12 protein-coding genes, 1 other RNA gene and 1 pseudogene are annotated in these 12,270 nt (G+C 39.7%); 12 read left to right on the top strand and 2 right to left on the bottom strand.

What is annotated here, in order from left to right; genetic code table 11:
• Nucleotides 1-3: 3 nt before the first annotated feature.
• Nucleotides 4-1,237 (bottom strand): annotated as a pseudogene (locus QT327_RS12755) (MFS transporter).
• Nucleotides 1,238-1,468: 231 nt separating this feature from the next.
• Here QT327_RS12755 and QT327_RS12750 point away from each other — a divergent pair.
• From QT327_RS12750 to QT327_RS12720, 7 genes are all read left to right on the top strand, one after another.
• Complete coding sequence (locus QT327_RS12750) at nucleotides 1,469-1,957, top strand: DUF4442 domain-containing protein (protein WP_013666610.1); 489 nt, start codon at nucleotides 1,469-1,471, stop codon at nucleotides 1,955-1,957.
• 74 nt (nucleotides 1,958-2,031) lie between these two features.
• Entirely contained in the window at nucleotides 2,032-2,661 is a 630-nt protein-coding gene (locus tag QT327_RS12745) for an AlbA family DNA-binding domain-containing protein (RefSeq protein WP_130857797.1), read from the top strand.
• A gap of 98 nt (nucleotides 2,662-2,759) precedes the next feature.
• Nucleotides 2,760-3,149, top strand: coding sequence for a hypothetical protein (locus QT327_RS12740; RefSeq protein WP_289553026.1), 390 nt, complete (start codon nucleotides 2,760-2,762; stop codon nucleotides 3,147-3,149).
• Between the two features lie 68 nt (nucleotides 3,150-3,217).
• Nucleotides 3,218-3,865: an SCO family protein gene (locus QT327_RS12735; protein ID WP_013666607.1), complete on the top strand. Its 648-nt coding sequence runs from the start codon at nucleotides 3,218-3,220 to the stop codon at nucleotides 3,863-3,865.
• Nucleotides 3,855-4,289, top strand: coding sequence for a c-type cytochrome (locus QT327_RS12730; RefSeq protein ID WP_149105693.1), 435 nt, complete (start codon nucleotides 3,855-3,857; stop codon nucleotides 4,287-4,289). Before QT327_RS12735 ends, QT327_RS12730 begins: the two co-directional genes overlap by 11 nt.
• Nucleotides 4,290-4,416: 127 nt before the next feature.
• Nucleotides 4,417-4,798, top strand: an RNA gene (gene rnpB / locus QT327_RS12725) — RNase P RNA component class A.
• A gap of 47 nt (nucleotides 4,799-4,845) precedes the next feature.
• Nucleotides 4,846-6,282 carry a sigma-54-dependent transcriptional regulator gene (locus QT327_RS12720; RefSeq protein ID WP_013666605.1) on the top strand — a complete coding sequence of 479 codons (1,437 nt, stop codon included), beginning with the start codon at nucleotides 4,846-4,848 and terminating at the stop codon, nucleotides 6,280-6,282.
• A 129-nt stretch (nucleotides 6,283-6,411) separates the two neighbouring features.
• Here QT327_RS12720 and QT327_RS12715 read toward each other — a convergent pair whose 3' ends face one another.
• Complete coding sequence (locus QT327_RS12715) at nucleotides 6,412-6,978, bottom strand: YqgE/AlgH family protein (RefSeq protein WP_013666604.1); 567 nt, start codon at nucleotides 6,976-6,978, stop codon at nucleotides 6,412-6,414.
• A 309-nt stretch (nucleotides 6,979-7,287) separates the two neighbouring features.
• On the opposite strand from QT327_RS12715, the gene pdxH reads away from it, so the two are divergent.
• The 5 genes from pdxH (at nucleotide 7,288) to sucC (ending at nucleotide 12,265) form a co-directional block, all read left to right on the top strand.
• A complete protein-coding gene (gene pdxH, locus QT327_RS12710) occupies nucleotides 7,288-7,941 on the top strand; it encodes a pyridoxamine 5'-phosphate oxidase (RefSeq protein WP_149105692.1) in 654 nt (217 codons plus the stop codon).
• Nucleotides 7,942-7,948: 7 nt separating this feature from the next.
• Nucleotides 7,949-8,443 carry an NADH-quinone oxidoreductase subunit C gene (locus QT327_RS12705; protein WP_149105691.1) on the top strand — a complete coding sequence of 165 codons (495 nt, stop codon included), beginning with the start codon at nucleotides 7,949-7,951 and terminating at the stop codon, nucleotides 8,441-8,443.
• A gap of 85 nt (nucleotides 8,444-8,528) precedes the next feature.
• Nucleotides 8,529-9,677: an NADH-quinone oxidoreductase subunit D gene (locus tag QT327_RS12700; protein WP_013666601.1), complete on the top strand. Its 1,149-nt coding sequence runs from the start codon at nucleotides 8,529-8,531 to the stop codon at nucleotides 9,675-9,677.
• 223 nt (nucleotides 9,678-9,900) lie between these two features.
• Nucleotides 9,901-10,749 (top strand): HD domain-containing protein, encoded by an 849-nt coding sequence (locus QT327_RS12695; protein WP_041387486.1) that lies wholly within the window; start codon nucleotides 9,901-9,903, stop codon nucleotides 10,747-10,749.
• Nucleotides 10,750-11,074: 325 nt separating this feature from the next.
• Nucleotides 11,075-12,265 carry an ADP-forming succinate--CoA ligase subunit beta gene (gene sucC, locus QT327_RS12690; protein WP_013666599.1) on the top strand — a complete coding sequence of 397 codons (1,191 nt, stop codon included), beginning with the start codon at nucleotides 11,075-11,077 and terminating at the stop codon, nucleotides 12,263-12,265.
• Nucleotides 12,266-12,270 lie beyond the last annotated feature (5 nt).

Raw genomic sequence — 12,270 nt, 5'->3', positions numbered from 1 at the left:
AAGCTATTCTTCCAAATAATTCAAATCCTTATCGAAGCTCTCTTTCAATTGGCTTAGTGCGAACATGGCAATGGCGCTCAATAAAACAACCATAATGGTTGCCGCAATGATAATATCGAAGCGATGGACAAACCATTCAAATAAAAAAAGTGCTTGGAACGAGTGCGCCACGGACAAAGTTAGGTGCCGTGGTAGCAACCGTTGCTCTTAAATTAGTGCCAAACTGTTCGGAGGCTATCGTAACAAAAGTAGCCCAATATCCGACCGAGAAACCCATAAAAAAGGCTAACCAAACGAATTTTTGAGCGGTAATACCACTGCTCATTAAATACCACAGCGAACTGATGATGATCAACAGTTGGAAGAAAAATACCGCCTTCTTTCTCGACTTTGTCAGCTGGGCATATAACCCGGCGAAGATGTCACCGAGTGAAATACCAATGTAAGCGTACATAATTCCCTTACCCGCACTAAGTGTTTCCGTAGCACCCAAGGCAACGCCAAATTCGGGCGCCTGCGTAATCAGTATACCTACTACAAACCAAATAGGTAACCCGATAAGCATGCAATAAAGATACCGCAAGAAGCGCTCTCTATTCTCAAAAAGCATGAAGAATTTTCCCTTTAAAACATTTTTTTGTGCGGTATCGGTAAACATTCCTGATTCGAAAGTTCCAACACGCATCAGCAATAGCAATAGCCCCATACCACCACCAACCAAATAAGCATTTCGCCAGTTGAAATGTTCAGCAACATAAAAGGCTGCTATGGCTCCTAATACACCGATACCGGCTATAAGCATCGTCCCATATCCCCTTTTGTCCCTTGGCATACTCTCACTAACTAAGGTGACTCCGGCCCCCAGCTCACCTGCCAAGCCAATGCCTGCGATAAAACGAATCCAGGCGTAGCTATGTATATCGTTCACAAAGCTATTGGCCATATTGGCCAGTGAATAAAGCAAAATTGACCCGAACAATACCCTTACTCTGCCAAATTTATCACCGATAATTCCCCACAGTAAGCCTCCCAGCAATAATCCGATCATTTGCATATTAAGAACGTATTCACCGTCTGTACGCATATTTTCCAATGGCACCCCTATATCCTTAAAACTTTGTACTCTAACGATTGAAAAAATAACTAGATCGTAGATGTCTACAAAATAACCCAGGGAAGCTACCAAAACCAACAACCAAACTTTAGTGGTTTGTTGTTTATTATGCTGTTCTATCATCAAGAATGGTCTATTGAAAATACGGGGCTAAAATATAAATTTTATTGAATTAAAATTTGCTTAGACTTTTATTTACCCCCGATTTCACTTTGCCCGAGACAGAACGAAAACCCTCATTTTATACAACTCCTCCTAGATAGTTTATTTAAAATTATGGCTAATGTAAAATTCTTTTTATCTTAGCCTCAAGCTACTTCCGCTAGCGATGTCAAACACGCATTTAGCTAATACATGAAGGTCTCAGAGCGTACATTAAAATGGGTAATGCGTTTATATCCCCCCCTCCTTTTTCAACGAATTTGGGTTCAGAGATTTCATAGAGATTTTAAAGGTGTTGATGTAAAGATTCTATATAGCATACTGAACAAAAATTATAATTCCTCTATATTTGGGGGAACGATTTATGCGGCCGCCGATCCTTTTTTTGCGTTGTTGTTCGATCAGATTTTTCGACGTAAAGGATACAAAACACGGGTATGGCTAAAGAGTGCTTCTATTGATTACATAAAACCCGGTCGCGGAACGCTTTATTTCCAAATCCGGCTAACTGATGATGCAATCGAAGAGGCGCAGCAAACACTGGATATGACCGGTAAATTTATACAGAAATTTATGCTGGATATCGTCGATAAAAATGGGGAGCTTTGTGCAAAGGTGATGAATGAAGTTTATGTGAGAAATCTAAAATATAATAAGGAACAACCTACGGTTGCATACTAATGCCTATGTTTTAGCATCTGAAAATCCTATATGAGCATTGAAATTCCGTTTTTTAATCAATTTACATTACTAAAATGAGGCTAAAGGCAACAATACTACAAGGTGAAGGTGAACAACTCGATTTTAAGAATAAAATCAGCAATGAAAACAAAATCGCAAAGACATTGGTTGCTTTTGCTAATAATAAAGGTGGAAAATTGCTTATCGGCGTTGCTGATGACGGCCATATAATCGGTGTAAAAAACGAAGACGAAGAGCGATTTATCTTAGAGCGCGCAGCTTATCGATATTGTAAACCGGCGGTCGAAATCAAATTTGATGAAACATTTGTTGACGACAAGCTGGTTCTTATCGCCGAAATACCTGAAAGCGACGTAAAACCACATTACGCCTTGGGAGATGATGGCAAATGGTGGGTTTACATACGTGTAAAAGATAAAAGTATACTAGCAGGAAAAGTAGTAGTGGATGTATTGAAAAGACATGGAGAATCAGAAGGGGTACTGATTACGTATACCGATAAAGAAAAACAGTTACTCACTTTTCTGAATGAAAAACAAAAGGTTGCACTGATAGATATTTGTAAACATCTAAAATTATCGCGAAGAAAAACGCAACGACTGTTAGTGAACATGATATTGGCAGGCATTGTCAAGGTTGATACCACAAAAGAAGCGGAATTCTATATGCCCACAGCTATTTAATAGGAAACTTAATTCACGGATTTGTCAGAACTAAACAACATATAACAAATGAAATTATATATATTCCTTTCACTAACATTAGGTGTTGTCACGTCGTCATGCAATACGCCGGCAACAAAAATTTACAGTTACAAGAAGAAGTGATCGCTGTTCATGATTCAATTATGCCAAAAATGGGCGCATTAGTGCGCGACAATTTAAAAGTAGGCATTCTACTCACAAAAATGGATAGTCTAAAACAGGTAAATCCAGCACTTGATACTGCACAAGAGAAAGATAAATTGCTTAAGTTACAATCAAAACTGACCGAAGCAAACGAAGAAATGACCGATTGGATGCATAATTTTGAGCCCGCTCAGGAGGACAAAAAAGCGGAAGAGATGGCATCCTATTTACAAAACGAACTGGCAAAAATAAAGGCGCTTAAAGAGAAGTTTGCAACGGCCGAAAGTGAAAGCCGTGAGATTCTTTCCAAGTACAAACCTTAACAACAAGTAGGCAATAAACCTACCATGAAGCGGTAGGCTATCCATTGCCTAAAAATAATCATAACAGTATGAACAAGTATTTAATTTTTGTCCTTAGTTTACTCGTATGGGGGTGTGGTCAAAAAGGACAGCAACGTTTACCTATTCTTGGTGAACGGGAACCGGTGACGAAAGAAGTAGATGGAAAAACTGTAACGGATACGCTATATCAAACCATTCCTACATTTTCTTTTATTAATCAAGACAGTACGATCGTAACAGATAAAGATTTTGACAACAGCATATATGTAGCTGATTTCTTTTTCACCTCATGCCCCAGCATTTGTCCGGTGATGAGCAAAAACTTATTAAAGGTACTGAATAAGTATCAAGGAAATGAGGAAGTAAAAATTCTCTCACATAGTATTGACACAAAATATGATACGCCTTGGGTTTTAAAAAGATATGCCAATAAACTCGGTGTAAAAGGAAATCAATGGCAATTTGTGCATGGTACTCAGCGAGACATTTATGGCATTGCCGATAAGTATATGGTTTATGCAAAGGAAGACGCGCAAGCTCCGGGAGGCTTTGAACACCAGGGATGGCTTATTTTGGTTGACAAAGAAAAGCGAATACGTGGAGCTTATGACGGAACGGACGATAATCAAGTGGCCCAATTGATGCAGGACATGGATATATTACTAGGCGAGTATAAAGGTGGGCATGAGAAATAGCTTTTTATGGGCGGGCTTCTTGGTGGCCTTGATCGCTTCCGTCATGAATGCTTGTCAGGGGGAGCAAGAAATAAAAAAGGCGCAATTTTTCACGAATGGGAAATCCCTATTTGCCACAAAATGTGCAAATTGTCACGGATCAGAAGGTGAAGGTCTCGGCAATCTATATCCGCCCCTAACAGATACCACCTTCTTACATACGATGCGAAAGGAATTACCTTGTATCGTGAAATACGGTTTACACGAAGAACTAACCATTGAGAATCGGAAATTTGACACAGAAATGCCGGCCAACCCTACTTTAACAGATCAGGAAATCGCTTATATACTAACCTATGTTGGAAATTCTTTTGGCAATGACTTGGGATTTGTAAGCACGGAAGAAGTGGCTGTTCATTTAAAAAATTGCGCTGCGACAAATTAGGCATCACACCGGAGGAAGTACGAAAGAAATAGGCTGGATAGGTTCAAGATCGTAAATACAGCATGATTTTGTACTAAATACTGGTCAATCGATTTCTTATTTTGAGATTTTTATAGTAGGTTTGCATGGTGCAAGCCGTTCTATCGCCGCACTTTGTGAGGAGGAAAGTCCGGGCAATATAGAGCATCTCGCTTCCTAACGGGAAGGTCCCGGTTAAACCCGGGAACGGAAAGTGCCACAGAAAATAAACCGTCTCGATTGCTATCGAGATAAGGGTGAAAACGTGAGGTAAGAGCTCACGGCCTTGTATGGCGACATACATTGCGGTAAACCCCGGGAATTGAAAGACCAAATAGGTTCTGAACGTAGGGTTGCTCGCTCTCTTCGCCTTTTAGGCGGATTCAGAATGGGTAGGTCGTTAGACCTTACAAGTGATTGTAAGGCTAGATAAATGATAGAAGCTCAACTTCGGTTGAGGACAGAACCCGGCTTATAGGCTTGCTTTTTTTTAGAACTTAAACAGCATAAAATTGCGATTTTGACGCAATAGACACTTATGGCTAAAATATTAATCATTGATGATGAACGGGCGATTAGAAGCACGTTGCGGGAGATTTTAGAATACGAAGATTATCAGGTCACCGATGTTGATAATGGCCTCGATGGTCTCGAAATCATCAAAAGAGACAACATCAACCTGGTATTATGTGATATCAAAATGGGGAGAATGGACGGAATGGAAGTGCTTACAGAAGCACAATCTATTAAACCGGACCTTCCGTTTATTATGATATCGGGGCATGGTACGGTTGAAACAGCCGTTGAAGCGAGCAAAAAAGGGGCTTATGACTTTATATCGAAACCACCCGATTTAAACAGGCTGCTTATCACAGTAAGGAATGCACTGGAACGTGGAACGCTGGTCACCGAAACAAAAGTATTAAAACGCAGGGTAAGTAAAACCAGGGAGATACTTGGTGAATCAGAGGCTATTACGAAGATAAAAGAAACGATCGATCGTGTGGCACCAACAGATGCCCGAGTTCTGATTACCGGTGCCAATGGAAGCGGTAAAGAACTGGTGGCTAGATGGCTTCATGAAAAATCAAATCGAGCCAACTCTCCCCTGATTGAAGTGAATTGTGCGGCAATCCCCTCGGAATTAATCGAAAGTGAGTTATTCGGACATGAAAAAGGATCGTTTACATCTGCTGTTAAGCAACGGATCGGTAAATTTGAGCAAGCGGATCGAGGTACATTATTTTTGGATGAGATTGGTGATATGAGTTTATCTGCTCAGGCAAAAGTATTGCGAGCCTTGCAGGAAAATAAAATAACACGGGTGGGTGGCGATAAGGAAATCGAAGTAAATGTCCGTGTAATAGCGGCAACAAATAAAGATCTATTAAGGGAAATCGAATCAGGTAATTTCCGTATGGACCTTTACCACCGCCTAAGTGTCATCCTAATACACGTCCCTCCTCTTTCAGAGAGACGATCGGATATCCCCATCATTGCGGAACAGTTTTGTGAAGAAATCTGTACAGATTATGGCATGCCTATTAAAAAGATAACGAGCAGTGCTATTGATGCGTTAAAATCGCTTCCTTGGACCGGGAATATTCGTGAATTGAGAAATATGGTAGAGCGACTTATCATTTTAAGCGATAAATCGATTACCGACAAAGACGTGTATGCTTATGCCAATCCCGGCGGGCCTGTTTTGGAAAGCGCGGAAGTAACCACCAGCATAGGTAACGGTGCAACTATTTCGTCGCCGGAACCAAACCATCACGGAAGTATTAATGGATTAAATCATTTTGATCAATTCTCTTCTTTTCAAGAATATAAGGACTATGCGGAAAGAGAATATATCAAATACAAACTAGAAAATAATGCCTGGAATGTATCGAAAACAGCCGATGATATTGAAATTCAGCGCAGCCATCTCTATAGCAAAATCGAAAAATATGGCTTGAAGCGGGAGAATTGATTAGAGACGTAGGTAGCAGGACGTAGGTATAAAGTATCAAGACACCTGCCAACCGGCAGGCAGGTAAGTATCAGATTTCCTTTCCTGTGTCTCATGTCTTATGTCTTACTATCCTATGTCTTATAAAAACTAATTCCACATGGGGTTCTGAGGGAAACCTGCTACATGGGCATACCTTGGTCCTAAACTAATAACAGCCTCTTTCCATAAATTTTCTTCATCATTAACAAACACAATGTCGGGATCAAAGCTATTCCCTATCATCCACGTGTTTTCCTTCAGCTCTTTATTTAACTGACCACCTGACCAACCGGAGTATCCAATAAAAAACTTTATCTCGTCCAATCCTATGGCACGATCGTTTATCAGTAGCTTCAACGCCTCAAAATTTCCACCCCAAAATAAATTTTCTTTTATTTCGATGCCACTGTTTAAACGATCATAACATTTGTGAATGAATTGTATACTATCTTGCCCCACAGGCCCACCTACGAACAGTTGATATTCAGCGTTTGGCATATCGGACATTACATCCTTCAATAAAAGCGAGCTGGGTTGGTTTAATACCAAACCTACCGATCCGTCTTCGTCACTATGTTCACACAATAAAACAACAGAGCGCTGAAAATTTGGATCTAGCATGAAAGGTTCGGAAAGTAATAAACTACCTTGTTGCGGATTGAAATTGCTAAGCATGAGAAATAAATTTCTATTCGTAAAATCAATATAATCCTATCAAATATAGGGCCGAAATTTAGCTTTGAGGTATTAGATGTTAGCTGTTAGATTTTAGGTGTTAGCTTTTAGGTATTAGGTGTCTATTGGTGTCCGATGTCTTACGAGTTGCCTGCCAGTAGGCAGGTGTCTCTTATCCCCTGGTTTGATACATATCTTATATTGGCATTCCATTTTCCCTCATCTAATTCTCATATAAAAGAAAGTTTATGTATGTTTAGGTGAATAAATGGCTACGTTTTTTTTAAGTTTGTAAAAGAACTATAAGCTATGGATAAGGAATTACATATTGAAGATATTAGAACGGATTATAGACTGGCATCCTTAACTGAAGATAGCATTGACAAAGACCCCATTCGCCAATTTGAGCAATGGTTTGAACAGGCTATCAACGCCCAAGTAATAGAGGTCAATGCTATGACACTAGCAACAGTAGATGCTGATGGTTCACCTAGCGCTCGTATCGTATTGCTGAAAGATATTGAAGATGGTGCCTTCGTTTTCTACACCAACTATAATAGTCAAAAAGCCAAAGAGATCGCCACTCATCCGATGGTCTCCCTTGTGTTTTTTTGGCCGGATCTACAAAGACAGGTGCGTATCAAGGGAACCGTAGAAAAAGTGGATAAAGCCAGTTCGGAAGCTTATTTCCATAGTAGACCGGTCGGCAGTCAATTGGGAGCCTGGGCTTCGCCTCAAAGCGATGTTATTCCGAGCAGAGTATTCCTGGAAGAAAATCTTAAAGAGGTTTCCGAAAAATATAAAAACCAGGTTGTACCAAAACCTCCACACTGGGGCGGCTATAAGGTAACACCTTCTACAATAGAATTCTGGCAAGGTAGAACAAACCGGTTACACGACCGAATTCTATACAGCAAAAATACCTCGAGTGCGGGATGGGCGATTAATCGTTTAGCACCTTGATAAACAAATGGATCTTACGAAAATAAAAAACATACTCACGTCCCGCTTCGGCAATGAATGTATTGTGGACGAAGAATTGCAAGGATTACAACCTGCTTTGGTGATTCATCGGGACTTTCTGCGGGCTGTCTGTAAAGAACTCAAAGAGAACCAGGACACTTGGTTCGACTTTCTATCCTGCATTTCAGGAGTCGACTATGGCGTTAATGAGGGCTTCGGTGTTGTATATCATCTTGCGTCAATTCCTTATAAAACGCAGTTAACGCTAAAGGTAAAATTGGATAACCTTCGTGAAAGATCGACATTGCCTTCGATTGACAGCGTTAGCACAATTTGGCGTACAGCTGATTGGCACGAAAGAGAAGCATATGACTTGGTAGGTATTTTCTTTAATGACCATCCCGATTTAAGACGTATTCTACTGCCTGACGATTGGAGTGGGTATCCGCTACGGAAAGATTACCAAGACGCGGAAAGCTACCATGGCATTCCAATAAATTGAATCAAAAAATTTAACCTTCTTTCGAAACAACAAATTAGTGAATAATACGGATATACAAGCTGCTTTAAACGCTTACGAAAAAAGAATGTCTGAATTAGGCCCGGAGGAAATGATTATTAACATCGGCCCCCAACACCCGTCTACACATGGCGTTCTACGTTTGGAAGTTATTTCAGATGGTGAAATTGTTAAGGAGGTTGTTCCCCACATGGGTTACCTTCATCGTTGCTTTGAAAAACATGCCGAGTCGATGAATTATGGAAAAACCATTCCTTTTACCGATCGCATGGACTACTTAGCTTCTATGAATAATAGTCATGCTTTTGTAATGGGCGTCGAAAGGATGCTTGGTTTAGACAAGGAGATTCCTAAACGAATTGAATATATCCGTGTTTTGGTCTGCGAATTAAACAGGATTGCATCGCACCTGATTGCAATTGGCACCTATGGCATTGACATTGGCGCCTTCACTCCTTTTATGTGGTGTTTTAGAGACCGCGAGCATATTATGAATATGCTGGAATGGGCATCAGGATCAAGGATGCTCTACAATTATATTTGGATCGGCGGGTTGTTTTACGACTTACCTGTCGGTTTTGAAGAAAGATGCAAAGAATTTGTTCACTATTTTAAACCAAAATTAGTTGAACTGGATGAGCTTTTAACAAACAATCAGATCTTTATCTCACGCACCGCTAATATTGGCGCTTTGCCGCTGGAAGTAGCAATCAATTATGGTTGCTCAGGACCAATGCTCCGTGCTTCAGGCTTAAAATGGGATCTTAGGAGAGTAGACGAGTATTCGGTATATCCGGAGATCGATTTTGATATTCCCATTGGAAAAGGTGAAATGGGCAAGAAAGGCGACTGCTGGGATCGATATAAAGTGAGGGTTGATGAAATCGTTGAGTCGGTTAAGATTATTGAACAATGTCTGGAAAGATTACAGAAAGATTTAAAAAGAACACCTGATTTTGATCCCCGTGGCTTAGTCCCTAAAAAAGTATCTCCAAAAGCGCAAGACTATTATGTAAGGGCTGAAAATCCCAAGGGAGAGCTCGGCTTCTATTTTATAACCGATGGCAAGTTGGACATTCCGAGACGTGTAAAAGCCAGGGGGCCTAGTTTTAATAATTTATCTGTTCTACCGGAGCTATCAAAAAACATTCTCATCGCCGACCTTATTGCCATATTAGGATCTATTGACATCGTTTTGGGCGAAGTTGATCGATAGCAGTTGGAAACAAGAATCAGGGCAAAGGTATGAGGTATCAGGATTTATATCCTATGTCTAACTTCTATGTCCTATGTCAAGTATCGAGTATCAAGACTTTCTATCCTATGTCTTACTTCCTATGTCCTATGTCTTATATCCTATATCCTAAATTAACGACTTGATTATACTAAAAATATTAGTATATTTGTCAATCATAAATAGTTTTTTTAGCATCGAAAAAATGGAAGTGATTGACAAAATCTATGGGAATATCAAGGTATCGCCGCTTAAAGAGGAATTATTGAAAACAGACGTTTTGCAACGGTTGAACTTCATTCATCAAAGTGGTGCCATCTTCCTTATAAATCCCCAAGCACACCATAAACGGTTGGAACATTCCATTGGTGTTATGTATCTGATTCAATTATTGGGAGGATCGGAATTGGAGCAAGTGGCAGGTTTGTTACATGATTTATCTCATACGGCCTTTTCCCATGTGGGCGATTATGTTATGGAAGATGATACGGAAAGTTACCATGAACGTTTATTCGAAACTGTTTTAACACAATCGGATATCCCTCAAATTCTGAAGAAACATGGCTATCAAGTGGAAGACCTATTAGATACTAAATTTGATATTTTAGAACAGCCCCTTCCCTATCTATGTGCTGATCGCATAGACTATACGCTACGGGATGCCCATCAGTATGGCATGATAAAACGTCAGGAAGCCATCCACTTTATCAAACATTTACAAGTAAGAGATAATAAGATTATTGTTATTGGTGATGAACAAGCGCTATGGATCAACAGCTTGTCAAAAAAGGTCAATGAAGAAATTTACAATTATCCTTTATACGTTTATACGAATCAGCAACTCGCAAACCTTATAAAAAAATATTTACAAGATGGCCGTTTAATCCTAAGCGATTTACTCCAAAACGACACTTTTTTATTGAACAAGATTAGAAGCCATTATGACGGAGTGGAAGCTATTAAGGCAATAAAAACAGCAACAGGCTACAAAAACTTTCTAAAGAAACCGGAGTCCGTTAAAATTAAAAAACGTTATATTGATGCTTTTTTGTAAGAAAAGTAAAAAGTCAAAATTAAAAAGTCAAAAGCCTGCCGTAAGCTTTAAGCAGTAAGCTTTAAGCTTGACGATTCAACTACTCCATCACTCAATCTACACTTCAAGTTCCTTACAACCGGCAACGCAAAAAAATTATTTATCGCTCATCATCACATTGGCTCATCCGCTAATTTGTCACATCGGCTAATTTAAAATCTTACTTACTCAACAACTCCACCACTCAACCACTCCTCTACTCCACAATTAAACTTCCATTTTAGCCCGTTATTCCATTGTTATATACAATATAAAATACTATTTTTACAGCAAAATTCTTTAAATAATGAACATTCACGAATATCAAGGTAAAGCTATACTGAAGAGTTTCGGAGTTCGCATTCAGGAAGGTATCGTTGCCGATAACCCTGAACAAGCGGTAGAAGCTGCGAAAAAGTTAAAACAAGATTATAATTCTGATTGGGTTGTGGTAAAAGCACAGATCCACGCAGGAGGCCGCGGAAAGGGCGGCGGTGTTAAACTTGCAAAGAATATCGATGAGGTTAGAGAAAAAGCTAAAGAAATCATCGGTATGCAACTAGTAACTCCTCAAACTGGTCCTGCCGGAAAAAAGGTAAATAAAGTACTTATCGCACAAGATGTTTACTATCCGGGAGCTAGCGAAACCAAGGAATTCTATATGAGTGTTTTGTTGGATAGATCACGCGGACGCAACATTATCATGTATTCTACTGAAGGTGGTATGGATATTGAGGAAGTAGCTGAAAAGACACCTCATCTTATTCAAAAAGAAGAAATAGACCCTTCCATTGGACTTCAAGGATTTCAAGCAAGAAAAATTGCTTTCAATCTGGGACTAAGCGGTGCGGCTTTTAAAGATATGACTAAATTTGTAGCAGCTCTTTACAAAGCTTACGAAGCGACAGACTCTTCTCAATTCGAAATCAACCCGGTTTTAAAAACTTCCGATGACAAAATATTAGCAGTTGATGCTAAAGTCAATTTGGATGAAAATGCATTATACCGTCACGCTGATTATGCTGAATTGCGTGATTTATCAGAAGAAGATCCGACAGAAGTAGAAGCCGGACGCTCCAATTTGAATTACGTTAAACTTGATGGAAATGTCGGTTGTATGGTAAACGGTGCCGGTTTGGCAATGGCTACCATGGATATTATTAAAATTGCCGGTGGAGAACCTGCGAACTTTTTAGATGTTGGTGGTACTGCCAACGCTGAAACAGTCAAAGCCGGATTCAATATTATTTTAAAAGATCCTAATGTAAAGGCTATTCTCATCAATATTTTCGGAGGCATCGTTCGTTGCGACCGTGTAGCTCAGGGCGTCATTGATGCTTATCAGGAAATTGGCAATATTCCTGTGCCTATTATTGTTCGTTTACAGGGCACGAATGCAGAAGAAGCTAAAAAACTTATTGACGAATCAGGACTTGAGGTATTCTCAGCAATTCAGCTGAAGGAAGCGGCTGATTTAGTAACTAAAGTACTTTCTTAGTGCTT

The organism is Olivibacter sp. 47 (assembly GCF_030372825.1).
GTDB lineage: Bacteria > Bacteroidota > Bacteroidia > Sphingobacteriales > Sphingobacteriaceae > Olivibacter > Olivibacter oleidegradans.
The sequence above is the reverse complement of the archived record's forward strand: the minus strand, read 5'-3'. Positions and strand labels throughout refer to the sequence as shown.